The 22,628-nt window shown below is 72.1% G+C and carries 25 protein-coding genes and 7 tRNA genes; 10 read left to right on the top strand and 22 right to left on the bottom strand.

The features are described 5' to 3' along the window. Window positions 1-16: 16 nt before the first annotated feature. The 6 genes from secF to AOM04_RS09570 all read right to left on the bottom strand — a co-directional run bounded on the left by secF (window position 17) and on the right by AOM04_RS09570 (window position 6,031). Window positions 17-1,105 carry a protein translocase subunit SecF gene (gene secF, locus AOM04_RS09595; protein WP_062464564.1) on the bottom strand — a complete coding sequence of 363 codons (1,089 nt, stop codon included), beginning with the start codon at window positions 1,103-1,105 and terminating at the stop codon, window positions 17-19. After that, entirely contained in the window at window positions 1,105-2,901 is a 1,797-nt protein-coding gene (gene secD, locus AOM04_RS09590; protein WP_228373677.1) for a protein translocase subunit SecD, read from the bottom strand. Before secD ends, secF begins: the two co-directional genes overlap by 1 nt. A 116-nt stretch (window positions 2,902-3,017) precedes the next feature. Further along, window positions 3,018-4,055 carry a Holliday junction branch migration DNA helicase RuvB gene (ruvB, locus tag AOM04_RS09585; RefSeq protein ID WP_062464563.1) on the bottom strand — a complete coding sequence of 346 codons (1,038 nt, stop codon included), beginning with the start codon at window positions 4,053-4,055 and terminating at the stop codon, window positions 3,018-3,020. Beyond that, on the bottom strand, window positions 4,048-4,638 hold the full coding sequence (gene ruvA / locus AOM04_RS09580; protein WP_062464562.1) for a Holliday junction branch migration protein RuvA: 591 nt from the start codon (window positions 4,636-4,638) through the stop codon (window positions 4,048-4,050). Before ruvA ends, ruvB begins: the two co-directional genes overlap by 8 nt. A gap of 60 nt (window positions 4,639-4,698) precedes the next feature. Continuing rightward, window positions 4,699-5,253: a crossover junction endodeoxyribonuclease RuvC gene (gene ruvC / locus AOM04_RS09575; RefSeq protein ID WP_062464561.1), complete on the bottom strand. Its 555-nt coding sequence runs from the start codon at window positions 5,251-5,253 to the stop codon at window positions 4,699-4,701. Between the two features lie 22 nt (window positions 5,254-5,275). Continuing rightward, on the bottom strand, window positions 5,276-6,031 hold the full coding sequence (locus AOM04_RS09570; RefSeq protein ID WP_062464560.1) for a YebC/PmpR family DNA-binding transcriptional regulator: 756 nt from the start codon (window positions 6,029-6,031) through the stop codon (window positions 5,276-5,278). Window positions 6,032-6,130: 99 nt separating this feature from the next. On the opposite strand from AOM04_RS09570, the gene AOM04_RS09565 reads away from it, so the two are divergent. Next, the gene (locus AOM04_RS09565) at window positions 6,131-6,466 is read left to right on the top strand and encodes a hypothetical protein (RefSeq protein WP_062464559.1); all 336 of its coding nucleotides are present in this window, start codon (window positions 6,131-6,133) and stop codon (window positions 6,464-6,466) included. Between the two features lie 75 nt (window positions 6,467-6,541). Here AOM04_RS09565 and pdxT read toward each other — a convergent pair whose 3' ends face one another. The 11 genes from pdxT to AOM04_RS14575 form a co-directional block, all read right to left on the bottom strand. Then, window positions 6,542-7,141, bottom strand: a complete 600-nt coding sequence (gene pdxT, locus AOM04_RS09560; protein WP_062464558.1) for a pyridoxal 5'-phosphate synthase glutaminase subunit PdxT — start codon at window positions 7,139-7,141, stop codon at window positions 6,542-6,544. Continuing rightward, the gene (locus AOM04_RS09555) at window positions 7,138-7,659 is read right to left on the bottom strand and encodes an NUDIX hydrolase (RefSeq protein WP_062464557.1); all 522 of its coding nucleotides are present in this window, start codon (window positions 7,657-7,659) and stop codon (window positions 7,138-7,140) included. The genes pdxT and AOM04_RS09555 overlap by 4 nt, the downstream gene beginning before the upstream one ends. A 9-nt stretch (window positions 7,660-7,668) precedes the next feature. Then, the gene (gene pdxS / locus AOM04_RS09550; protein ID WP_062464556.1) at window positions 7,669-8,577 is read right to left on the bottom strand and encodes a pyridoxal 5'-phosphate synthase lyase subunit PdxS; all 909 of its coding nucleotides are present in this window, start codon (window positions 8,575-8,577) and stop codon (window positions 7,669-7,671) included. Continuing rightward, window positions 8,574-9,728, bottom strand: a complete 1,155-nt coding sequence (locus AOM04_RS09545; RefSeq protein WP_169816434.1) for a glycosyltransferase family 4 protein — start codon at window positions 9,726-9,728, stop codon at window positions 8,574-8,576. The genes pdxS and AOM04_RS09545 overlap by 4 nt, the downstream gene beginning before the upstream one ends. Continuing rightward, window positions 9,725-10,627 carry a phosphatidylinositol mannoside acyltransferase gene (locus tag AOM04_RS09540; RefSeq protein WP_062464554.1) on the bottom strand — a complete coding sequence of 301 codons (903 nt, stop codon included), beginning with the start codon at window positions 10,625-10,627 and terminating at the stop codon, window positions 9,725-9,727. The genes AOM04_RS09545 and AOM04_RS09540 overlap by 4 nt, the downstream gene beginning before the upstream one ends. After that, window positions 10,624-11,283 carry a phosphatidylinositol phosphate synthase gene (gene pgsA / locus AOM04_RS09535; RefSeq protein ID WP_062464553.1) on the bottom strand — a complete coding sequence of 220 codons (660 nt, stop codon included), beginning with the start codon at window positions 11,281-11,283 and terminating at the stop codon, window positions 10,624-10,626. The genes AOM04_RS09540 and pgsA overlap by 4 nt, the downstream gene beginning before the upstream one ends. Further along, entirely contained in the window at window positions 11,284-11,826 is a 543-nt protein-coding gene (locus AOM04_RS09530; protein ID WP_062464552.1) for an HIT family protein, read from the bottom strand. Between the two features lie 2 nt (window positions 11,827-11,828). Next, a complete protein-coding gene (thrS, locus tag AOM04_RS09525) occupies window positions 11,829-13,820 on the bottom strand; it encodes a threonine--tRNA ligase (RefSeq protein WP_062464551.1) in 1,992 nt (663 codons plus the stop codon). A 94-nt stretch (window positions 13,821-13,914) separates the two neighbouring features. Continuing rightward, entirely contained in the window at window positions 13,915-15,495 is a 1,581-nt protein-coding gene (locus AOM04_RS09520) for a deoxyguanosinetriphosphate triphosphohydrolase family protein (RefSeq protein WP_082104559.1), read from the bottom strand. A gap of 76 nt (window positions 15,496-15,571) precedes the next feature. Next, a complete protein-coding gene (locus AOM04_RS09515) occupies window positions 15,572-16,108 on the bottom strand; it encodes a 2'-5' RNA ligase family protein (RefSeq protein WP_062464550.1) in 537 nt (178 codons plus the stop codon). An 81-nt stretch (window positions 16,109-16,189) separates the two neighbouring features. Next, entirely contained in the window at window positions 16,190-16,348 is a 159-nt protein-coding gene (locus AOM04_RS14575) for an antitoxin (protein ID WP_156160684.1), read from the bottom strand. A 264-nt stretch (window positions 16,349-16,612) separates the two neighbouring features. On the opposite strand from AOM04_RS14575, the gene AOM04_RS09510 reads away from it, so the two are divergent. Further along, window positions 16,613-17,257, top strand: a complete 645-nt coding sequence (locus tag AOM04_RS09510) for a hypothetical protein (RefSeq protein WP_062464549.1) — start codon at window positions 16,613-16,615, stop codon at window positions 17,255-17,257. Between the two features lie 73 nt (window positions 17,258-17,330). Here the strand turns inward: AOM04_RS09510 and AOM04_RS09505 are convergent. The 3 genes from AOM04_RS09505 to AOM04_RS09495 all read right to left on the bottom strand — a co-directional run bounded on the left by AOM04_RS09505 (window position 17,331) and on the right by AOM04_RS09495 (window position 19,408). Further along, a tRNA-Val gene (locus AOM04_RS09505) sits at window positions 17,331-17,405 on the bottom strand. A 27-nt stretch (window positions 17,406-17,432) separates the two neighbouring features. After that, window positions 17,433-18,302 carry an aminotransferase class IV gene (locus AOM04_RS09500; RefSeq protein ID WP_062464548.1) on the bottom strand — a complete coding sequence of 290 codons (870 nt, stop codon included), beginning with the start codon at window positions 18,300-18,302 and terminating at the stop codon, window positions 17,433-17,435. Then, window positions 18,299-19,408: a chorismate-binding protein gene (locus AOM04_RS09495; protein ID WP_062464547.1), complete on the bottom strand. Its 1,110-nt coding sequence runs from the start codon at window positions 19,406-19,408 to the stop codon at window positions 18,299-18,301. Before AOM04_RS09495 ends, AOM04_RS09500 begins: the two co-directional genes overlap by 4 nt. A 159-nt stretch (window positions 19,409-19,567) precedes the next feature. Here AOM04_RS09495 and AOM04_RS09490 point away from each other — a divergent pair. The 7 genes from AOM04_RS09490 to AOM04_RS09460 all read left to right on the top strand — a co-directional run bounded on the left by AOM04_RS09490 (window position 19,568) and on the right by AOM04_RS09460 (window position 20,781). Further along, window positions 19,568-19,640, top strand: a tRNA-Gly gene (locus AOM04_RS09490). A 31-nt stretch (window positions 19,641-19,671) separates the two neighbouring features. Next, window positions 19,672-19,742, top strand: a tRNA-Cys gene (locus tag AOM04_RS09485). 1 nt (window position 19,743) lies between these two features. Beyond that, window positions 19,744-19,818 (top strand) — tRNA-Val (locus AOM04_RS09480). Between the two features lie 49 nt (window positions 19,819-19,867). Beyond that, window positions 19,868-19,940 (top strand) — tRNA-Gly (locus AOM04_RS09475). A 46-nt stretch (window positions 19,941-19,986) separates the two neighbouring features. Then, window positions 19,987-20,058: transfer RNA gene (locus tag AOM04_RS09470), tRNA-Val, on the top strand. A 12-nt stretch (window positions 20,059-20,070) separates the two neighbouring features. After that, window positions 20,071-20,146, top strand: a tRNA-Gly gene (locus AOM04_RS09465). Between the two features lie 128 nt (window positions 20,147-20,274). Next, the gene (locus AOM04_RS09460; protein ID WP_062464546.1) at window positions 20,275-20,781 is read left to right on the top strand and encodes a hypothetical protein; all 507 of its coding nucleotides are present in this window, start codon (window positions 20,275-20,277) and stop codon (window positions 20,779-20,781) included. On the opposite strand, the gene AOM04_RS14900 is transcribed toward AOM04_RS09460, so the two are convergent. Next, complete coding sequence (locus AOM04_RS14900) at window positions 20,782-21,381, bottom strand: DUF1684 domain-containing protein (protein WP_062464545.1); 600 nt, start codon at window positions 21,379-21,381, stop codon at window positions 20,782-20,784. Further along, window positions 21,378-21,962 carry a TetR/AcrR family transcriptional regulator gene (locus AOM04_RS14895; RefSeq protein ID WP_062464544.1) on the bottom strand — a complete coding sequence of 195 codons (585 nt, stop codon included), beginning with the start codon at window positions 21,960-21,962 and terminating at the stop codon, window positions 21,378-21,380. Before AOM04_RS14895 ends, AOM04_RS14900 begins: the two co-directional genes overlap by 4 nt. A gap of 132 nt (window positions 21,963-22,094) precedes the next feature. On the opposite strand from AOM04_RS14895, the gene AOM04_RS09445 reads away from it, so the two are divergent. Continuing rightward, complete coding sequence (locus AOM04_RS09445) at window positions 22,095-22,601, top strand: organic hydroperoxide resistance protein (protein WP_082104558.1); 507 nt, start codon at window positions 22,095-22,097, stop codon at window positions 22,599-22,601. Window positions 22,602-22,628 lie beyond the last annotated feature (27 nt).

Genomic DNA, 22,628 nt, shown 5'->3' with positions numbered 1-22,628 from the left:
CTTCCGTCGGGCCGGGTCAGGCCTTGCGGTTCTTGCGTCGCGGCTGGGATGCCGCGCCCTGGTGGGCGCCCTTGGTCACGGCGCCCACGCGGACCTCGCCCTCGTCGTTGATCGCGACGTCGGTCTGGCCCGACGCGCGCAGCTCGAGGACCTTCTTGGTGTGCTCCGCGATGCGCTCCTCGCCGTCGCGCAGCGCGACCTCGACGGGCGTCGCGACGAAGATCGACGAGTAGGTGCCGACCGCCATGCCGACGAACAGCGCGAGCGAGATGTCCTTGAGCGTGCCGGCGCCGAGCACCCACGCGCCGATGAAGAGGATCGCGGAGACCGGGAGCAGGGCGACCACGGACGTGTTGATCGAGCGCACGAGGGTCTGGTTGAGGCCCAGGTTGGCGAGCTCGTCGTAGGTGTAGCGGTGCTGCGACGTGAGGTTCGCGGTGTTCTCGCGGATCTTGTCGAACACCACGACCGTGTCGTAGAGCGAGTAGCCGAGGATGGTGAGGAAGCCGATCACCGACGCGGGCGTGACCTCGAAGCCCGACAGCGCGTAGACGCCGGCGGTGATGATGAGGTCGTGCGCGAGGGCGACGAGCGCCGCCGCCGACATGCGCCACGCGCGGAAGTACAGCGACATCACGATCGCGACCAGCACGAGGAACACGATCAGCGACTGGATCGCGGCCTTGCCGACCGACGCGCCCCACGTGGGGCCGATCTGCGTGAAGCTGACCTGCGCCTCGGGGACGTCGTAGCCCTTGGCCAGCTCGGCGGTGATGGACTGCGCGACCGGGCCCTCGACCACGCCGATCTGGACGCGGATGCCGTCCGAGCCGAGCACGGTCACGCGGGGCGTCTCGCCGGGCGCCTCCTGCGCGACGACCTGCTCCGCGATGGAGGTGTCGGTGGTGGACGTGCCGGTGACCTGGAACTCGGTGCCGCCGACGAAGTCGATGCCCGGGTTGAGGCCCTTGATGAGGATGAGCGCGAGCGAGAGCGCGACCAGGACCCCGGAGACGATGAACCAGCGCTTGCGCTGCTGGACGATCGGGTAGGTCTTCTCGCCGGAGTGGAGCTTGTTGCCCCATTCAGCCAGGTTGAGCTTCATTACTTCTCCTCCCCCTCGGGGCGGGCGTCGGCCGGGGCGTCGGCATCGGCATCGGCATCGGTGGAGGCGGGGGCACCCGCCAGCGCGGCGGCCGCCTTGCGCTCCGCGAGCGTGGGCTCGCCGGCGCTCTTGACGCGGCCGCGGCCCTTGTACATGGTGTCCCGGCCCAGCTGGCGCGGGTCGAGTCCCGACCACTTGTGCCCGTCGCGGAAGAACGGTCGCTTCGCGATGAGCATGAGGATCGGGTGGGTGAAGAGGAACACCACGGCGATGTCGACGAGCGTCGTGAGGCCGAGCGTGAACGCGAAGCCTCGCACGCCGCCGACGGCGAGCATGTAGAGCACCACGGCCGCGAGCAGGTTGATCGCGTCGGAGGCCAGGATGGTGCGGCGGGCGCGGCGCCAGCCGTGGTCGATCGCGGCCTTGAGGGTGCGGCCCTCGCGCAGCTCGTCACGCACGCGTTCGAAGTAGACGATGAACGAGTCCGCCGTCACACCGATCGAGACGATGAGGCCCGCGACGCCGGCGAGGGACAGGCGGTAGCCGATTCCCCACGACAACAGCGCGATGAGGCCGTACGTGATGGTGCCGGAGATCACGAGCGAGCCGACCGTCACCAGGCCGAGGGCCCGGTACTGGATCAGCGAGTAGATGACCACCAACACGAGGCCGATGAGGCCCGCGATGAGGCCCTTGTGGAGCTGGTCGGCGCCGAGCGTCGCGGAGATCTGCTGGTCGGACTGCACCTCGAGGGTCATGGGCAGCGCGCCGAACTTCAGCTGGTTCGCGAGCTGCTCGGACGAGTCCTTGGTGATGCCGTTGCCCGTGATGGACGCCTGACCGCCGGAGATGGTGGTCGAGACCGAGGGGGCCGAGATGACCACGCCGTCGAGCACCATCGCGAACTGGTTGCGCGGCGACTCGAGGTCCTTGATGCGGCCGGTGATCTCGGCGAACGTCTTAGCTCCCGCCTTGGTGAAGTCCATGCGGACCTCGTAGCGGCCCGTCAGCGTGCCGGTCGAGGAGTACTCGGGGCCCGATGTCGCCGTCGCGATGTCCGAGCCGTCCATCTCGACGGGGCCGAGGATGTACTTGGCGAGGCCGTCCTGGTCGCAGACCGCGTCGGCCTTCGCCGGGTCGCCGGGCGTGACGCCCGAGAGGTTCGCCGGGTCGGTGCAGTCGAGCGCGTCGTACTTGGCCTGGACCTCGGGGGTGACCCAGTCGAGGGACGATGCGTCGGTGCCCGCGGCGGGCTCCGCCGAGGCGGACGCGCTGGGCTCGGCGGACGCGGAGGCCGATGCGCTGGGCTCGGGGCTGGCCGACGCGGACGGGTCGGACGCGGACGCGTCGGCGGAGGCCGATGCGCTCGGCGAGGGCGACGCGGAGGCCGACGTGGTGGGCGACGGCGAGCCGGCGACGAGCACGGGGCGGAACTGGAGCTGGGCGCTCTGGCGGACCAGGTTCACCGTCTCCTCGGACGGGTTGCCCGGCAGCGCCACCACGATGTTCTGACCCTGGGTGGAGATCTCCGCCTCGGCGACGCCGGAGGCGTCGATGCGCTTGCGGATGATCTCGACCGCCTGGTCGAGGTCGGCCTGGTCGACCGTCTGGTCGCTGCCCTCGGCCAGCGTCGGCGCGAGCACGATCTCGCGGCCGCCGGCCAGGTCGAGGGCGAGGTTGGGCGTCCACGACGCCTGCCCGGTCCACACCCCGACGGCCAGGGTTGCATAGATGGCGACGACGATGACGCCCAGCCAGGTCAGCGCACGACGCGCCTCGTTCTTCACACGTGCCACAGGAATCCTCACGGTAACGGCTCGCTTGAGCCCCGAGTGATTCTAGAGGGACCGGGCACCCCGCGCGGAACACCCCAGGTCCCGGCGCGTCTCACGCGGCGGCCCCTCCGCGGCCGTCAGTCGAACAGGCGCCCGCCGGACTCGCCGCCGATGGCGTCCGCCGGCGGCTTGAGGCCCAGGTGCAGCCACGCGTCCGCGGTCGCGATGCGGCCGCGGGGGGTGCGGCTCATGAGCCCCTCGCGCACGAGGAACGGCTCGGCGACGGTCTCGACGGTCTCGGTCTCCTCGCCCACCGTCACCGCGAGCGTCGACAGGCCGACGGGTCCGCCCGCGAAGCGCGTGCACAGCGCCTTGAGGACGGCGCGGTCGAGCCGGTCGAGCCCGCGCTCGTCGACCTCGTACACGGCGAGCGCCTCGCGCGCCGCCTCGAGGTTCGCGCGGCCCGTGCCGTGCACCTGCGCCCAGTCGCGCACGCGGCGCAGCAGGCGGTTGGCGATGCGGGGGGTGCCGCGCGAGCGCGAGGCGATCTCGTGCGCCGCGTCGTGGGTGATCGAGACGCCGAGGCGACCCGCGGAGCGCACGACGATCGCCATGAGCTCGTCGTCCTCGTAGAAGTCGAGGTGGCCGGTGAACCCGAAGCGGTCGCGCAGCGGCGCGGGGAGCAGGCCGGCGCGCGTGGTCGCGCCCACCACCGTGAACGGCGGCAGGCTCAGCGGGATCGAGGTCGCGCCGGCGCCCTTGCCCACCACCACGTCCACGCGGTAGTCCTCCATCGCCAGGTAGAGCATCTCCTCGGCGGGCCGCGCGAGGCGGTGGATCTCGTCGAGGAACAGCACGTCGCCCTCGTCGAGGGAGGACAGGATCGCGGCCAGGTCGCCCGCGTGCTGGATCGCGGGGCCGGAGGTGAGGCGAAGCGTCGCGCCGAGCTCGGCCGCGATGATCATCGCGAGGGTGGTCTTGCCCAGTCCGGGCGGGCCGGACAGGAGGACGTGGTCGGGCGGCGTGCCGCGGCCCGTGGCGGCGTTGAGCACCAGGGAGAGCTGCTCGCGCACCACCCGCTGGCCGACGAACTCGTCGAGGTTGGACGGCCGCAACGCCGCCTCGTTGGACCTTTCGATCGCGTCGGCGTCCGGGTCCACCACGCGGTCATCCACGCGTGCCTCCCAGGTGCTTGAGCGCGGCCCTCAGGGTGGCCGCCGTGGCCGACGGCTCGATCGGGTCGGGTGCGACCGCGTCGACCGCGGCCTGCGCGTTCTTGGCCGGGTAGCCCAGGCCCACGAGCGCCTCGACCACCTCGCCGCGCGAGTCCGCGGCGGGGGCTCCGGGAGCGTCCTCGGGCAGCACGAGCCGCCCGCCGAGCTCGAGCAGCAGCCGCGCGGCCACCTTGGGCCCGATGCCGGGGACCTTGGTGAGCGCCTTCTGGTCGCCCGCGGCGACCGCGTGCGCCAGCGCCTCGGGCGAGTGGACCGCGAGCATCGCGAGGGCGAGCTTGGCGCCCACGCCCTGCACGCCCTGCAGCTGCTCGAACGTGTCGCGCTCCCCCGACGTGAGGAAGCCGAACAGCGTCATCGAGTCCTCGCGCACCACCAGCTGGGTGTGCAGCGTCGCGTCGAGGCCGGCCCGCAGCTCGCCGAGCGTGGCGGGCGTCGACAGCACCCGGTAGCCGACCCCCTGGACGTCCAGCACCAGCGAGGTCGCCCCCGCGTGCGCCACCGTTCCCGTGAGCTGCGCGATCACCCGGATCCCCTTTCGAACACCTGTGCGAACAGGCTAGCGGACGGGCCCGACATCACCGGATCAGCCCCTGCGGCGCGCCGCCTTCTCCGCCTCGGCCCAGCGACGCTGCGCGGGGGTGGTCGCGCCCGAGCCGGCCGGGGCCGCTCCCCCGCGCCACGCGTGGGCGATGGCGATCGCGAGGGCGTCCGCCGCATCGGCCGGGCGCGGGGCCTCCTCGAGGCCGAGCAGCCGCGTCACCATGAACGTGACCTGCGCCTTGTCGGCGCGGCCGTTGCCCGTGACGGCGGCCTTGACCTCGGACGGCGTGTACAGCGTGAGCGGCAGGCCGCGGCGCTCGGCCGCAAGCATGATGACGCCCGACACCTGGGCGGTGCCCATGATGGTCGAGACGTCGGAGCGCGCGAAGATGCGCTCCATCGCGACGGCCTCGGGCTCATGCTCGTCGAGCATGGCCTCGAGGACCGTCGCGATCTGGGCGAGACGCGCGGGCGTCTCGAGGGTCGAGGGGGACGTGGCGACGCGCACGTCGCGCATCGTCACGCGGCGCGCCGCGCCGGACTCGACCACGCCGAGGCCGCACCTGGTGAGGCCGGGGTCGACCCCCAGGATGCGCATCGTCCCCCGCTACCGTGGGCCGTTACGCCTGGGCGGCCTCGAGCACCTCGTCGGACGCGTCGAAGTTTGCCCACACGTTCTGGACGTCGTCCGAGTCCTCGAGGGCGTCGATGAGGCGCAGCATCTTGCGGGCGCCGTCGACGTCGAGCTCGATCTTCATCGAGGGCATGAACGTCGCCTCGGCGCTCTCGTAGTCGATGCCCGCATCCTGCAGCGCGGTGCGGACCGCGACGAAGTCGGTGGCCTCGGAGATGATCTCGAACACGTCGCCGAGGTCGTTGATCTCCTCCGCACCCGCCTCGAGCGTCGCCTCCATGAGCGAATCCTCGGTGGCGCCGCCCTCCTTCGAGACGATCACCTGGCCCTTGCGCGAGAACAGGTACGAGACCGAGCCCGGGTCCGCGAGCGTGCCGTTGTTGCGGGTCAGGCCCACGCGCACCTCGGTGGCCGCACGGTTCTTGTTGTCGGTGAGGCACTCGATGAGCACCGCGACGCCGTTGGGGCCGTAGCCCTCGTACATGATGGTCTCGTAGTTGGCGCCGCCGGCCTCGAGGCCCGAGCCGCGCTTGACGGCGCGGTCGATGTTGTCGTTGGGGACGGACGACTTCTTCGCCTTCTGAACCGCGTCGAACAGCGTCGGGTTGCCCGCGAGGTCGCCGCCGCCGGTGCGGGCCGCGACCTCGATGTTCTTGATCAGCTTGGCGAACAGCTTGCCGCGCTTGGCGTCGATGACGGCCTTCTTGTGCTTGGTCGTCGCCCACTTGGAATGCCCGGACACGTGTGCTCCTCGTCGAATGTCGGTCTGGAATCCCGTCCAGTGTAGTGCGAAGCGCGAGGGACGATGCGGTGGCCCGGCCGGGCGCGCTAGCGTGGCCGCATGCCGCTACGCAGTGTCGCGTTCCTCCCGGCCCTCGCCCTCGCTCTCGCCGCGTGCGCCGCGTCCGAGCCGACCGAGGTGCGCGGGCCCATGCCGATCGTGGGCTGGTCCAACGGCGGCGACATCCAGGTGGTCCACGTGGACACGTGCAACGGCGACCCGGTCGCAGCCGTGGTCGAGACGGACGCGACGGTGACCATCACGGTGACGTCGACCAAGCGCAACCCCGGCGACGCATGCCTGGACGTGCTCAAGGTCCCGCTCGGGGCCGACCTCGGCGACCGGGACGTCATCGACGGCGTCACGGGCGAGGCGCCTCCCGGCATCGAGGGCTGACCCACGGCGCGCGCCCAGCGATTGGTACCAATGGGCACGAGGCGGCGCGGAGGGCGACGTCGCTCCGCGCGAGACTCAGACCAGCGACAGCAGCAGGCGGTGGACGCGGTCGTCGTGGACCGCGCCCGGCTCGGCGATCTCGGGGTGGAACGACGTCGCGATCGCGTTGCCGTGCCGCACCGCCACGGGGTGGCGCGAGCCGTCGGGGCCCTCGGCGGTCGCGAGGACCTCGACCGCCGGGTCGTACGCCTCGACCCAGGGCGCACGGATGAAGGTCGCGTGCATGACCGAGCCGTCGGGCTCCCACACGAGCTCGGTCTCGGCGGAGTCCACCTGGCGGCCGAACGCGTTGCGGCGCACCGTCATGGGGATCGCGCCGAGGCTCTGCTGGTCGTGGATGCCGCCCACGAGGTCGGTGGCGAGCATGATCATGCCCGCGCACGAGCCCATCACGGGCATCCCGGCGTGGATCCGGTCGCGCAGGGGCTCGAAGAGGTCGAACGCGCGCAGCAGCTTGTCGATCGTGGTGGACTCGCCGCCGGGGATGATGAGCGCGTCGACGGACTCGAGCTCGGACAGGCGGCGCACGCCCACCGCGGTGGCCCCGACCCGCGTCGCCGCGGCCAGGTGCTCGCGCACGTCTCCCTGCAGGGCCAGCACACCGACGGTGCTCATTCGTCCACCTCTCCCAGGTCTCGCGTGACGCCGTCCCAGTCGAGGAACCACGTCCAGCTCTCGCGCAGCTGCGCCGGGAACACCTCGATGGAGGACTCCCGCAGCTCGCGCTCGGTCAGCCAGGCCACCTCGTCGATGGTCTCCAGCTCGATCTCGGTCCACGCCGCGTCGGTCCGTGACCGGGACGCCGCGTGGGCGTGCAGCCCGACGAAGATCTCCTCGAACTGCGTGTACGGCCGCGACGCGAAGTCGAAGACCGCGGTGCGCCGCCACACGGGGCCCACCAGCTCGTCGTCGAGGAGGACGTGACCCGTCTCCTCGGCGAGCTCGCGGATCGCCGCCGCGCGCATCGTCTCCCCCGCCTCGAGGCCGCCGCCCGGCGTGAACCAGAAGTAGCGCCCGGGGTCGTGGGGGTCGTGCCCCCTCACCATGAGGAGGCGCGGCTCGTTCTCCTCATGGGAGACGAGCAGCACGCGGGCGCCGCGACGGTGGATGCGATCCTCCGACGCGGCGCCCATGCGTGACACTTACCAGCCGCGCTCGGCGAGGCGGTGCGGCTCGGGGATCTCGTCGACGTTGATGCCGACCATCGCCTCGCCCAGGCCGCGCGACACGTCCGCGATGACCGACGGGTCGTCGTAGAACGTGGTGGCCTTGACGATGGCCGCGGCGCGCTGCGCCGGGTTGCCCGACTTGAAGATGCCGGAGCCGACGAACACGCCCTCGGCGCCGAGCTGCATCATCATCGCGGCGTCGGCCGGGGTGGCGATGCCGCCCGCGGTGAACAGCACGACGGGCAGCTTGCCGGTCTCGGCGATCTCCTGCACGAGCGGAAGCGGCGCCTGGAGCTCCTTGGCCGCGACGTACAGCTCGTCCTTCGGCATGGCCGTGAGGGCCTTGATCTCGGCGCGGATCTTGCGCATGTGGGTGGTCGCGTTCGAGACGTCGCCGGTGCCGGCCTCGCCCTTCGAGCGGATCATCGCCGCGCCCTCGGAGATGCGGCGGAGCGCCTCGCCCAGGTTGGTCGCGCCGCACACGAACGGAACCGTGTAGTTCCACTTGTCGATGTGGTGCGTGTAGTCGGCCGGGGTGAGGACCTCGGACTCGTCGATGTAGTCGACGCCGAGGCTCTCGAGCACCTGCGCCTCGACGAAGTGGCCGATGCGCGCCTTCGCCATGACGGGGATGGAGACGGCCTCGATGATGCCCTGGATCATGTCCGGGTCGCTCATGCGCGACACGCCGCCCTGCGCGCGGATGTCGGCGGGGACGCGCTCGAGCGCCATGACGGCGACCGCGCCGGCGTCCTCCGCGATCTTCGCCTGCTCGGGGGTGACCACGTCCATGATGACGCCGCCCTTGAGCATCTCGGCCATGCCGCGCTTCACAAGGTCGGTCCCCACCTGGGGCTTCGTGGTCTCATCGATGGTGCTCATGGGGTGCTGACGTCCTTCGTCGGATGGGGATGGAACTCGGCGTCCATCCTAATGGCGTCGCGATACGTCTCCTCGACGCGAGGCGCGACATTGGACCAGTCGAACGCGGCCGCGCACTCGCGGCCCCGCTCGGCGAGCTCCTCGCGACCCGCCGGGTCGTCGAGGAGCGCGGTGATGCTCGCGGCCAGCGACTCCGGGTCGCCCACCGCGTGATGCGCGGCGGCGTGGCCGCCGTCCGCCATCGTCGACACGTCCAGGAAGGCCGTGAGGTCGGAGGCGACGACAGCGGCACCCGCCGCCATGGCCTCCACCAGGACGATGCCGAAGCTCTCGCCGCCCGTGTTGGGTGCGCAGTAGATGTCGACCGAGGCCATGAAGCGGGCCTTCTGGTCCTCGTCGAGCTCGCCGATGACCTCGGCGCCGGCACGCGCCGCCTTCGCCGCGATGCGATCGGAGAAGCGGCCCGCGACCAGGAACCTCGCGTGCGGGTGACGGGCGCGCACAGCCGGGATCGCGGCCAGGAGGTCCTCGAGGCCCTTGCGGGGCTCGTCGAGGCGACCCAGGATGCCGATGGTCGGCGCGGCCGGGGTGCCCGCCCACCGCGGCGCCACGGTCGCCTCGACGAACCGGGTGGTGTCGACGCCGTTGGGGATGATGTGGGTCGCCTGGACGCGCAGGTGGTCGCGCACGGTCGCGGCGGCCGAGGGCGACACCGCGATGCGCGCGTCGAGCTCCTCGTACCCGGGCTTGATCCACGGCTTGGCGAGCCGCATCGCGACGGACTCGGACTGCGACGAGTGGAACGTCGCGACGGTGGGGCCGATCCGTGCCCACATCGCGATCACGCTGAGCGACGGCGCGCCCGGCTCGTGCAGGTGGACCACGTCGAAGTGGCCGAGCTTGAGCCACTCGCGCACGCGCGCGGCGGCGATCAGGCCGAAGGTGAGGCGTGCCGTGGAGCCGTTGTAGCGGATCGGCACCGAGCGGCCCGCGCTCGAGACGTAGGCCGGCACGGGGGTGTCCTTGGCGGCGGGCGCGAGCACGGACACCTCGTGGCCGCGCGCCATCAGCGCCTGCGCGAGGTCGAGCACGTGCAGCTGGACGCCGCCGGGGGCGTCGAGCGAGTACGGGCACACGATCCCGATCCTCACCCTGCGGTCTCCGTCCATCCGAAGCGCTGGAGCATGTGCCAGTCCTCGGGGTGCTCCTGGATCCCCGCTGCGATGAACTGTACCCAGGACCGGGTGAGGTGCCCGACGCGGTCGTCGGCGGGCGCATCGTCCGGCGCGACGGGGGGTCCGAAGTGGAGCACGACGCCCCAGCGCGAGCGGGCGGCGCGACGGCGCCGGCCGTGGAGGCGCTCGTAGCGCACGTGCACCGGGATGAGCGGCAGGCCCGTCGCGACGGCGAGGGCCGCGGGGCCGGGCGCGACCTTGACGCCCTCGCCCCACATCCCGGCCTCGACGCCGGAGCCCGACAGGTCGCGGTCCGCGAGCAGGCAGATGATGCCCGGGTCGGCGCTGCGGCCGATGCGGATGAGCTCGCGGAACGTCACGCCGCCCTCGTGCCCGAGGACGGTCATGCCGATCCCCTCGCGCAGCGCGACGAACTCGTCGAACACCTCTCGCGGCTCGAGGATCTCCGCGACGGTCACGACCCGCGCGATGTGACGGCACGCGTACGCGCCCGCGAGGTCCCAGTTGCCCGAGTGCGACAGCGCCAGGACTCCGCGCCCGCCGGCCGTCGCGATGCGATCGAGCGCGCCGTGCGGGTCCTCGACGCGCACGCGCGCGTCGACGGTCGCCTCGGACATCCGGCCCAGCTCGAACGTCTCCGCGTAGTAGCGCGCGGCGGACGCCATGCCCTTCCGGCTCAGGGCGCGCAGCTCCCGTCCCTCGAGCCCGGTGACGCGGTGGAGGTTGTCCTCGAGGCGCCGCGCGGGCTTCGCGCGCCGCGCCCACTGCAGCATCGTGCCCGACCACAGCAGCCCACGGGTGAGCGGGACCGGCGCGTACCGCGAGGCGCGGAACGCGACGAGGAAGACGTTCATTCGTGCGGGTACGGCTGCGGCTGCCCGTCGAGGCGCGCGTTCCACTCGGGGTGCAGGCGTGCCTGACGCACCACGGCCCAGATCCGCTGGCCGACCGTGATGGCCGCGAGCACCGTGAGGATCCACAGCGCGGCGGTGAGCACCCACAGCGGGAACAGCCCGAGGCCGTAGAACCCGACCGCGACCAGGGAGATCACCAGGCGGTCGGAACGCTCGGCGATGCCGAAGTTCGCGGCCACGCCCATGCCCTCGGCCTTGGCGCGCGCGTAGGGCACCAGCGAGCCGATCGCGAGGCACAGCAGCGCCCCCAGCGCGGTGAAGCGGTCGATGTCGATGAACACCCACGCGAGCGTGCCGAAGATCGCGGCGTCGGCCACGCGGTCGAGCGTCGAGTCGAGGAACGCGCCGAGCCGCGAGCTCTTGCCGCCCAGGCGCGCCATGGTGCCGTCGAGCATGTCGGTCACCACGAAGAACGTGATGAACAGCGTGCCCCAGAAGAACCAGATCCCCTGGTGCGGGAAGAACAGCACCGCGCCCAGCACCACGCCGACGGTGCCGAGCACCGTCATGACGTTGGGATGGATCCCCTTCGACAGCAGGAGGCGCGCGGGCGCCTGCCACAGGGCGGCCATGTACGGCCGGAGCCTGCCGAGCATCTAGTGGTCCTCTCTCCAGGCGTCGCTCACGCGACGCCACGTGTCATCGAGGAGCTGGGGCACCGCCTTGGTCCGCGCGATGATCGGGAGGAAGTTGGTGTCCCCCTCCCAGCGCGGCACCACGTGCTGGTGCAGGTGGCCCGAGATGCCGGCGCCGCCCACGCTCCCCTGGTTCATGCCGATGTTGAAGCCCTGGGGCCCGCTCACCTCGCGCAGCACGCGCATCGCCTGCTGGGTGAGCGCGGCCATCTCGTCCCGCTCCTCGTCCGTGCAGTCCGTGTACCAGGCGATGTGCCGGTACGGGCACACCATGAGGTGGCCCGGGTTGTACGGGTAGAGGTTGAGCACCACGTAGCAGTGCTCGCCCCGGTGCACCACGAGCGCCTCGCGGTCGCCCTCCTCCGCCTTGCGGCACAGGGGGCAGCCGGTGGGGCCGTCGTCGGGCCGGTCGCCCTCGACGTACGCGAGACGATGCGGGGTCCACAGACGCTCGAAGCCGTCCGGGACACCCCCCATCGTCTCCGCGTCGAAGGCCTCGGCCATCGTCAGACCTGCGCCTTCGTGCGCACGGCCTCGACGATGCGGCGCACGGCCTCGTCGACCGGCACCTGGTTGTCCTGGCTGCCGTCGCGGTAGCGGAACGACACGGCGTTCGCGTCCGCGTCGTCGCCGCCGGCGATGAGCACGAAGGGCACCTTCTCCTTCGAGGCGGTGCGGATCTTCTTGGGGAAGCGCTCGTCCGAGGCGTCGAGCTCGACGCGGATGCCCTCCGCCTTGAGCGTGGCGCACACCTCGGCGAGGTAGTCGTTGAACGGCTCGGCGACCGGGATCGCGCGGACCTGGACGGGGGCCAGCCACACGGGGAACGAGCCCGCGTAGTGCTCGGTGAGGATCGCGAAGAAGCGCTCGATCGAGCCGAACAGGGCGCGGTGGATCATGACGGGGCGCTGGCGCGAGCCGTCGGGAGCCGTGTACTCGAGCTCGAAGCGCTCGGGCAGGTTGAAGTCGAGCTGGATGGTCGACATCTGCCACGTGCGGCCGATCGCGTCGCGGGTCTGCACCGAGATCTTGGGGCCGTAGAACGCGGCGCCGCCCGGGTCCGGGACCAGCTCGAGGCCGGAGGCGACGGCGACCTCGCGCAGCGTCTCGGTGGCCTCCTCCCATACCTCGTCGGAGCCCACGAACTTCTCGGGGTTCTTGGTCGACAGCTCGAGGTAGAAGTCCTCCAGGCCGTAGTCCTTGAGCAGGCCGAGCACGAACTCGAGGGTCTTGGTGAGCTCGTCCTTCATCTGCTCGCGGGTGCAGTAGATGTGGGCGTCGTCCTGCGTGAAGCCGCGCGCGCGGGTCATGCCGTGGACCACGCCGGACTTCTCGTAGCGGTAGACCGTGCCGAACTCGAACAGGCGCAGGGGCAGCTCGCGGTACGAGCGGCCGCGCGAGTCGAAGATGAGGTTGTGCATCGGGCAGTTCATGGGCTTGAGGTAGTAGTCCTGGCCCTGCTTGGTGACGTTGCCGTCCGCGTCGCGCTCCTCGTCGAGGTGCATCGCCGGGTACATGCCGTCCTTGTACCAGTCGAGGTGGCCAGAGACCTCGAACAGCTTGCCCTTGGTCGCGTGGGGCGTGTAGACGAACTCGTAGCCCTCCTCGATGTGGCGCTTGCGCGAGTACTCCTCCATCTCCATGCGGACGATGCCGCCCTTGGGGTGGAAGACCGCGAGGCCCGAGCCGATCTCGTCGGGGAAGGAGAACAGGTCCATCTCGGCGCCGAGCTTGCGGTGGTCGCGGCGCTCGGCCTCGGCCAGGCGCTCCTTGTACGCGACCAGCTCCTCCTTGGTGGGCCACGCGGTGCCGTACACGCGCTGGAGCTGCGGGTTCTTCTCCGAGCCCTTCCAGTAGGCGGCCGCGGAGCGCATGAGCGCCCAGCCGTTCTGGAGGACGCGGGTCGACGGCACGTGCGGGCCGCGGCACAGGTCGCCCCACGCGCGCTCGCCACCCCGGCGGACGTTGTCGTAGATGGTGATCTCGCCGTCGCCGATCTCGACGGACGCGCCCTCGGCGCCGTCGGCCTCGTGGCTGAGCAGCTCGCACTTGAAGGGCTCGTGGGCGAGCTCGGCGAGCGCCTCCTCGCGCGTCACCTCGCGGCGCACGAAGGCCTGGCCCTCCTTGACGATGCGCTGCATCGCCTTCTCGAGCGCCTTGAGGTCCTCGGGGGTGAAGGGGGTCTCGACGTCGAAGTCGTAGTAGAAGCCGTTCTCGATCGGCGGGCCGACGCCGAGCTTCGCGTCGGGGTTGACCTGCTGCACGGCCTGCGCGAGGACATGCGCGGTCGAGTGGCGCAGCACCATGAGGCCGTCGGGCTCGGACACGGTCACGGCGTCGACGCTCGCGCCGGCAGGGACCTCGCGCGCGAGGTCCCACAGGGCGCCGTCGACGCGCATGACGACGACGTCCCGGCGGTCCGCGAACAGGTCGGTGCCCGTCGTGCCCGCCTCGAGCTCTCGCTCGACGCCGTCGATGGTCGCATTCACGCTGGGCACAGGTCACTCCTCGGACGTTCGGTTGTACGGGACGATGCTACCGATCCGCGGGCGGTCGGGTCGCCGCGCCGCGTGGCTGAGGAGGCGACGCGCCCTACAGCCCCTGCCCCCCGTCCCACAGGCGCTCGGAGGCGCCGGAGACCAGGTTGGCGACCGACATCGCCTGCGCGTCGGTCAGCGACGCGACGTAGTCGATGATCCCGCGGCCCGTCGCGAAGCGGCGCAGCGCGGACGCGTCGGTGGTGGGCAGCAGCTCTGGCGCGCGGTCGCGCAGCACGAGGTAGTCCTCGGCGGCGAGCTCCACGAGGTCGAGCAGGCGGCGGGGAGCACGGCGCACCTCGTCGTCGTCGTCGAGCCACGCCTCGAAGCTCAGCACCAGGCGCTCGATCACGCTCGCCTGTCCCCGCTGGTAGAGCGCGAGGTCGGGGCGGTGGAGCACGAACCTCTCCTGCAGGAACTTGAGGACGGCGACGTCGTGGAACGCGGCGGCGTCGAGGCTCACGTGGCCCGAGCGGATGTGAGGGTCGCGGGACACCGTGATCGAGTGCTGCAGGCGCGCGATCCAGCCGGCCATGAAGACCGCGAGCGCGCGGTCCGCGGCCAGCGAGCCGTCGTAGGGCACCGACAGCAGCCCGTCCACCACCTCCTCGGCGACGCGCGCGACCGACTCGCCGAACGCATCGTCCCCCGCGATCCACGGGTCGTGGCTCACGAGCCGGCGGCGCAGCAGCTCGAGCCCGTGGCCGGCGGTGCGGCGCGCGCGGCGCAGGTCCTCGAGCGGCACGACCGCGAGCGCGGCCCGGTCGCGGATCCAGGTGCGGAACTCGGCGGAGACGGCCGCCTGGTTGAGCAGGTCAGCCCGGTAGAAGTCGTCGAGGTCGTGCAGCGAGTAGGCGATGTCGTCGGCGATGTCCATCACGGAGCACTCGACGGTCTGCTGCCGGCGCGCGATCTCGGGGTACGCGCTGCGGGCGTCGAGCATGTCGTCGAGGTCGAGCGTGTAGGCGGAGAACTTGCGGGCACCCTCGCCCGGACGGTGGGGGGCGAGGCCCCTGGGGGTCCCGGCGCCCGCGCGCCATCCCTCGCCCTGCTCCCGGGTCCACGGGTACTTGAGGACGGCGGCGCGGACGGCGGCGGTGAGGTTGAGGCCGTGGCCGGCGCGGTCGTACTCGTCGAGGCGGGTGAGGATGCGGAAGGTCTGCGCGTTGCCCTCGAAGCCCTCCGACAGCCCGAAGCGCTCGCGCGCGAGGCGGTCGAGCGTCTGCTCGCCCAGGTGGCCGAACGGCGGGTGGCCCAGGTCGTGCGCGGCCGCGGCCGCCTGCACCACCACGGCGTCGCAGCCGCCCAGGTCCCGCACGAGCGCGCCCCGCTCGCCCCAGTCACCCGCGAGCGACACGGCGATCGCGCGGGCCACCGCTGTCACCTTGACCGAGTGCGTGAGGCGGTTGTGGACGGCCAGGCCCGCGCCCGACTGCGAGATCACCTGGGTGACGGCGGACAGGCGCGAGAAGTACGGCGAGAAGCGGATCCGCTCGAGGTCGACGCGGTACTCGGGCCGGTACTCCACCAGCTGGAACTCGTCGAGCTCCTCGGGCACCCCGCGCGCGACGCGCTCGTCCGTGACAGTCGGCGACGGCGACGTGTCCACCGGCTCGCGTCCCGCCGTGCCCGTCATCCGCGTCTCCCGTCATCCTTACGGGGACGGTAGCGAGGGCGACGATGCGCGGCAAGGGTCGCGGCCGAGCCCGCCCTCACCCCGTGAACGGGAACGCGGCGAGCACGCGGTAGCGCGGCCCCTCGCCGGGCACGCTCTGGACCACCTCGAGCGCCGGCGGGGCCCACGGGATCGCGAGCGCGGGGTGGGACAGGGCCTCGCCGAGCTGGCCCGGGCGCAGGCGTCGCCGCGAGCGCGCGATGGTGAGGTGCCCGGTGAAGGGACGGTCGCGCGTGGGGATCCCTGCGGGCACGAGCGCCGCGTCGAGGACGGCGGCGAGGTCGGCGGCTCCCGCCACGGGGAACGCGACCACGCGCGAGGTCAGCTGCACGGCGTGCGGGCCGATCACGAGCGCGGGTGCGTCGCTCATGGCCGCCGCGGCCGCGGTCGCACGTTCGATCGCGGCATCCGCGTCTGTCGCGCCGACGAACCGGAGGGTGATGTGCCGCTCCTCGCGGGGCGTCCAGCGGTCGAGTCCCGCCTCGCGGGCCCGCGCGACGTACGCCGGGTCGAGGACGGCGTCGAGCGCGTCGTCGATCGCGGCCGGCGTCATGATCCCCACGAAGAGGCGCATGCGCCGAGCGTAGGCATGCCGACGCGACGAAGGCGCCGCGCCGGCCAGGTGAGGTTCCGGCGCGGCGCTTTCGTCGGACCGTCAGTCCTTGTTGTGGTCCTTCGCCCATTGCTCGGCCTTCGCGACCGGCACGTCCGCCGCGTCGGGCGTGTGCTCGCGGACCTTCTCCCCCGCCTTCTTGACGGTGTCGTCGCCGGGGAGGGCCTCCTCGGCCTTCTTCTTCAGGTCGTCCATGTCCATGGTGGACCCCTTTCGTCGTCGATCGGTGGACCCGATCGGCAACGGGACGCGCCGTGGACGATATTCCCCTCCCCGGCATCGTGCCTGGCAGAGCGCCTGCCCAGCGGGCGCGTACCGCGGACGTGGTAGCCGCGCATGCCGACGACGGGACGACGACACGGCGGCCGCCGCCCGAGACGATGAATGCGTCGCGATCCGTGCAGACCGACCACCGCCCCACGGCGCGCGCACGCAGGCCCACCCACTATCAGAGGACACCCCACCATGAAGAGGCCCACCCGCATCGTCACCACCGCCGTCGCGCTCGCCGCGCCGCTCGGCATCGTCATGACCACGGCAGCGAGCGCGGAGACGCGACGACACGACGTAGTCATCGTCTGCGACGCCCCCGGCGGCGGCTACCTCCAGTACCGCGCCAGCATCGAGGCCGACGAGGCGACAGGCGACCGCCTGGCGTCCGACGGCTGCTACGCGGTGCCGGCCCCGGTGAGCTCGCAGGCGGTCACGCCGAGCCAGGCGACGCCCGACCAGCTCCCCACCCCGGAGGTGCTCCCCCAGGGCACGCCCGTGCCCCTGGCCGTGCCCCAGGCGACGCCGCAGGCGACGCCCGACCAGTACCCCATCCCCACCCCGGTCCCCCAGGCCACCCCTCCGGGCATCCCGAGCCCGCTGGCGGCGAGCGCGACGACGTCCGTCCGGGGCGGCGGGACTGACAGGTCCCCGGTGACCGGCGCGCCGACCACCGCGGGCGAGCCCACGACCACGACCACGGGCAGCCCGAGCGACACCGTCTCCCCGGACGTCACGACCACCGCCCGGACGCGGGTCACCACGACGGCTCCGACGACGGCGGGCGCCGCCGCTCCCGTCGTCGCGGACCCGGGCGCCCAGGGCGGCTACACGGGCTGATCGACAGCCCGGACGTCCCGGGGATGCAGAAAGGGCCCTGGTCTCTCCCCTGAGGGAGGAACCAGGACCCTGTTGGTGGGCGATACTGGGATCGAACCAGTGACCTCTTCCGTGTGAAGGAAGCGCGCTACCCCTGCGCCAATCGCCCCTTGCGGTGCGACGACAACTATAGCGGCTATTTCCCGCGTCTCGGACCAGGATCGACATCAAGTGCCGCGGCCGACTCGAAGACGTCCCGCAGACCGCTGAGCAAAGGCCCTGCTACGAGAGCGGTGCCATCGAGCGAGGCGAGCGGCTGGATCCGGCGTGTCGACGACGACACGGCCGCGAACGCCTCGCCGCGCAGCACCTCGTCGAGCACGCTCATCTCGAGCTCGCCGGGCGCGGCGGCACGGATCGGCAGCCCCGCGTCGGCGCCCCACTCGAGCGCGAGGCCGCGCGTGATGCCGGGGAGGCAGCCCGAGGCGAGCGGCGGCGTGACGATCTCGTCGCCGCGCTCGATCAGGATGTTCGAGCCGGTGCCCTCGCACAGGTGCCCGTGGGTGTTGGCCATGAGCGCCTCGTCGGCGCCCCGCGAGCGCGCGAACTCCATCATCACGACGTTCTCCGCGTAGGAGGTGCTCTTGACACCGGCGAGCGGCGAGCGCTCGTTGCGGCGCCACGGGACCCGCACCGCGCGGCACTCGGCGGGCCGCGGCCCGTCCGTCGCCGTCACCACGATCGTGTGGGGGCCGGTGCCGCGCGCGGTCGCCTGCGGTCCGCGTCCGGTGGAGACGGTGATGCGCAGGCGCGTCGAGTCGGGGCCCGCGGCGAGGATCTCGCCCACGCCCTCGCGGACGGCCTCCGCGTCGATCTCCGCCATCCCCATGCGCGCCGCCGAGTACGCCAGCCGCTTGAGGTGGCGGCTCAGCGCGAACGCGCGACCTCGGACCACCTCCAGCGTCTCGAAGACACCGTCCCCGACGGTCCATCCGTGATCCTGCGCGGAGACGATCGGCTCGTCCTCGGCACGCAGGAGCCCCCCAGCCCACACCAGCGTTGTCATGCGGACAGTGTGGTGCCCGAGGCGAGCCCGATCAAGCGGCGCGCCTTGAGCTCGGTCTCCTCCCACTCCCCATAAGGGTCAGACCCCCACGTAATGCCCGCGCCGGTACCGAATCGGAGGCGTCCGCCCTGGTCCGGAACCCATTCGAAGGTGCGGATCCCGACCGCCAGCTCGGCCGAGCGGGCGTCCGCGTCGATCCAGCCGATGCCCCCGCAGTAGGCCCCGCGCGGGCCCGGCTCCTCGCGCGCGATGATCCGCAGCGCGGACTCCTTGGGCGCCCCCGACACCGATCCCGGGGGGAAGGTGCCGTCGAGCAGCGCGGGCCACAGCGCGTCCGTCCAGTCGAAGTCCGGGGCGAGCGCGGCGGTCACGGTGGACTGCAGGTGGACCAGGCCGGGGTGCTCGTGCAGGCCCAGCAGCTCGGGCACCGCGACCGATCCGGGCCGGGCCACGTGCGAGACGTCGTTGCGGATGAGGTCCGTGATCATCACGTTCTCCGCCTCGTCCTTGGGGAGCATCGCCTCGCCCGGCGCGGCGGTGCCCTTGATGGGGCTGGACGTCACCGTGCCGCCGTCGACGCGCAGGTACAGCTCGGGCGACGCGGACACCACCCACGCGCCCGGCCACGCCTCGGTCCGCGGGATCGCGATGCGCGACGCGTAGCGCGCGGGATTGCCCGTCGCGAGACGATGCGCGAGGGCCACCGCGTCCGGCCCCGGCTCGGGTGCGGCGAGGGGCGCCGCCAGCATGCGGCAGAGGTTGACCTGGTAGACGTCGCCCTCGCGGATGTCCCCGCGGATCGCCTCAACGCCGGCCACGTAGGCGTCGCGGTCGAGCGAGGTCGTCCAAGACGAGGCGCCCGGACCCTCCCAGGCCCGTCCGGGACCGGGCTCGGGCGCGGGGGCGACCGCCGCATCGTCCCTCTCCACGGAGGCCATGCGCCACGCGTCGAGGCGACCCTCGAAGGTCGCGACCACCACCCAGAAGCCGCCGGCGGCGATGCGCGCGCCGTCGCGGGCGAGGTCGACGTGCTCGACGGGATCCCACGCCCGCACGCCGCGGAACGCCGCGCTCCCGGCGCGTCGCGCATCGTCCTCCCACCTCATGGCGCCCACGCTAGCGGTGTACGTCGTTACGTCGGGTGTCGCTCCCCCGCCCCCTGAACGGGAGCCGTGCGGCACGCCACGCGGGACCAAGGGCCGATTTGGTTCCGGGCCCGGAAATCCGCTAAGGTCTATCTCTCGTCAGGGCAACAGCCCAGACATGCGGACGTGGCTCAGTTGGTAGAGCATCACCTTGCCAAGGTGAGGGTCGCGGGTTCGAGTCCCGTCGTCCGCTCGGAGGGTCGTCACCTTGGTGACGGCACTACGGTGGAGTGGCCGAGAGGCGAGGCAGCGGCCTGCAAAGCCGTATACGTGGGTTCGAATCCCATCTCCACCTCGGGCGATTGGCGCAGCGGTAGCGCGCTTCCCTGACACGGAAGAGGTCACTGGTTCGATCCCAGTATCGCCCACCACGAGGTTCCTTCGGGATCCTCTGAAGTCCGAGGCTTCTGCCCCGGCAACGCGGACGTGGCTCAGTTGGTAGAGCATCACCTTGCCAAGGTGAGGGTCGCGGGTTCGAGTCCCGTCGTCCGCTCGTTGACCGCTCTCCCCCGGGAGGCGGTCGATCCGTCTACGACGACGGGCGATTGGCGCAGCGGTAGCGCGCTTCCCTGACACGGAAGAGGTCACTGGTTCGATCCCAGTATCGCCCACGCAGCATCCATGCGGACGTGGCTCAGTTGGTAGAGCATCACCTTGCCAAGGTGAGGGTCGCGGGTTCGAGTCCCGTCGTCCGCTCCATCGGAACCGCCGTCTCCCCCTCGGGAGGCGGCGGTTCTTTGTTTCCCGGCGCCGCTCACCGGTCGGCGCGCGACCCGCGTACGGTGGCAGGGAGGGCCGTCCGCGGCGGGCGCCCGGAGGAGGCGGCGATGACGCGCGAGGACAGGCTCATCACGGCGGCCCGCGAGGTCACCGGCGACGAGGCGATCATGGCGGCGGCGGAGTTCATGCCCGCGAGCGCGCTCGACGACCCGATCTGGAACGAGCGGGCCGACCGCCGCGTCCCCGTCAATGCCCACGGCGGGCTCGAGACCGTGGAGGCGGGCGCGCACCTCGCGGAGGACCTCGCGACCGGCGAGGTGGAGCTGCCGCCGCACGTGTGCCTCGCCGTCACCCCCACGAGCGTGCACGTGCTCGGCCTGCCGCACGGCTTCTTCGCCGCCCACCCCGAGCGCGCGTACCTCATGGGCACCTTCCCGCGCGACGGGCTCGAGGTGCGCGTGCGCGGCGGGTTGCTGGACATCGAGCTCACCCTGGTCGACGACGCGACCGGTGCCACGATGGTCCTCGGCGCGGACCGCTGGTCCACCTACCACCCGAGGACCGTGATCGAGCTGCTGCGCGTGAGCGCGACGCACCCGGACGACGCGGACTGACTACGCCTCCGCCGGGACGTACAGCTCCCCCACCTCCACGGCGACCTCGAGCCGGTTGCCGGGCCCGGGCAGGGGGCACACCCAGTCGGACGAGTAGGCGCACGACGGCTGGTAGGCGAAGTTGAGGTCCACCACCAGGGCATCCCGCGTGCCGCCCAGGTCGGCGCCCTTGACGGTGTCGAGCAGGTAGCGACCGCCGTCGTACGTGCGCGGCGCGGCGTCGCGCAGCGGGATGAAGATCCCTCCGCCGTACGAGTCGAGCCACCACACGTCGAGCGAGCCGACTCCCGACAGCTCGACCCGGCCCACGCGCTCGAACGGGACCACGCCGTCGGTGGGCGTCGGCACCTCCCGACGCTCCGCATCGGCCCCCAGGACGGGCACCACGAAGCGCATCGCCGGGTCGTAGGGCGCGACCTCGGGGGTGAACGATGCGCGCGCGGCGGCGGGCACGGCGGTCGCCGGATGCTCGCGCAGCAGGGCGGCGCGGCCCTGGGCCCACGCGCGGTGGGCCGCCTCGGGATCGGGTTCGGCGCGCACGTCGGCGTAGAGGTCGGCGACGCGGATGCGCCAGTCGCGCACCTGCCACGCCGTGATCACCGGGCGCCTCCCACGAGGGCGCGGAGGCCGTCCGCGAGCGCGGCCGAGACGGCGTCGGGATCCCCGTCGAGGTAGCCCGCGACCAGCGCGCCGTCGCGCAGCATCATGATCTGCTCCGCCATGCGGCCGCGGTCCTCGACCCCCTGCCGCGCGAGCCACGCGTCGATCGCGCCGACCATGAGGGCGCGGAACTCGGCGACCACGGCGCGCACCGGGTGGCCGGCCTCTGGATACTCGGCGGCGGCGTTGATGAAGGGGCAGCCACGGAAGCTGGGCCGGCACATCTCGTCGACGAGTGCGGACGCGAGCGCATCGAGGTCGACGTGCTCCCCCGCCCCGGCCGCGATCACGCCCCGCACGTAGGCGAGCTCGCGCTCGAGGTAGGCGACCACCACATCGTCCTTGGACGGGAAGTGCCGGTAGAAGGTGACCTTGGAGAACCCGGCCTCCGCGAGGATGCGGTCGGCGCTCACGGCCCGGATGCCGTGCTCGGAGAACAGCGTGGCGGCGGCGTCGACGATCGCGTCGCGCACGGCCGGGCCGCGCTGGGGCCGTGGGGCGGCGTCGGTGGTGACGGTCATCGCGTGCTCCTCCTGCTCGGGCGCCTTTCCCGCGGCGCCTGTCGGGAATCCATCCTGCCTCGACTTGCGTTGGGCCTGAAGTAGACGTACTAGTAACTCTACAACCCGTACCGATCATCCCGAGGAGCACGCATGACCGAGCAGACCGCCACCCCCGCCGTCGACGACCTGGACGTCACCCCCGGCGAGGGCGCCGCCCACGACAAGGAGCCGCGCCACCCCAAGGCCTTCTACACCGCCGAGGCGACGGCGACCGGCGACGGCCGCAACGGCCACGTCCGCACGAGCGACGGGCTGCTCGACGTCGAGCTCGTCATCCCCAACCCGATCACCAAGCCCAAGAAGACCAACCCGGAGCAGCTGTTCGCCTCCGGCTTCGCGGCCTGCTTCAACTCGGCGTTCCAGGGCGCGGCGAAGCTCATGAAGGTCAAGCTCACCGATTCCACGGTGACCGCCAAGGTGGGGATCGGCCCGGTGGCGCTCAACCGCTTCGGGCTGGGCGTGCGCCTGCACGTCACCGCCGAGGGCATCGACCAGGAGACCGCGGAGCGCGTGATGGAGAAGGCCGAGCAGATGTGCCCGTACTCCAACGCGACCCGCGGCAACATCCCCGTGGAGATCACGGTCACGGCGAAGTAAAGCCCCGCCCAAGGGAATATCAGCCTC

This window comes from Demequina soli (genome assembly GCF_000971195.1).
Lineage (GTDB): Bacteria > Actinomycetota > Actinomycetes > Actinomycetales > Demequinaceae > Demequina > Demequina soli.
Note: the sequence above shows the minus strand (reverse complement) of the source record. Positions and strands in the feature narration are given on the sequence as shown.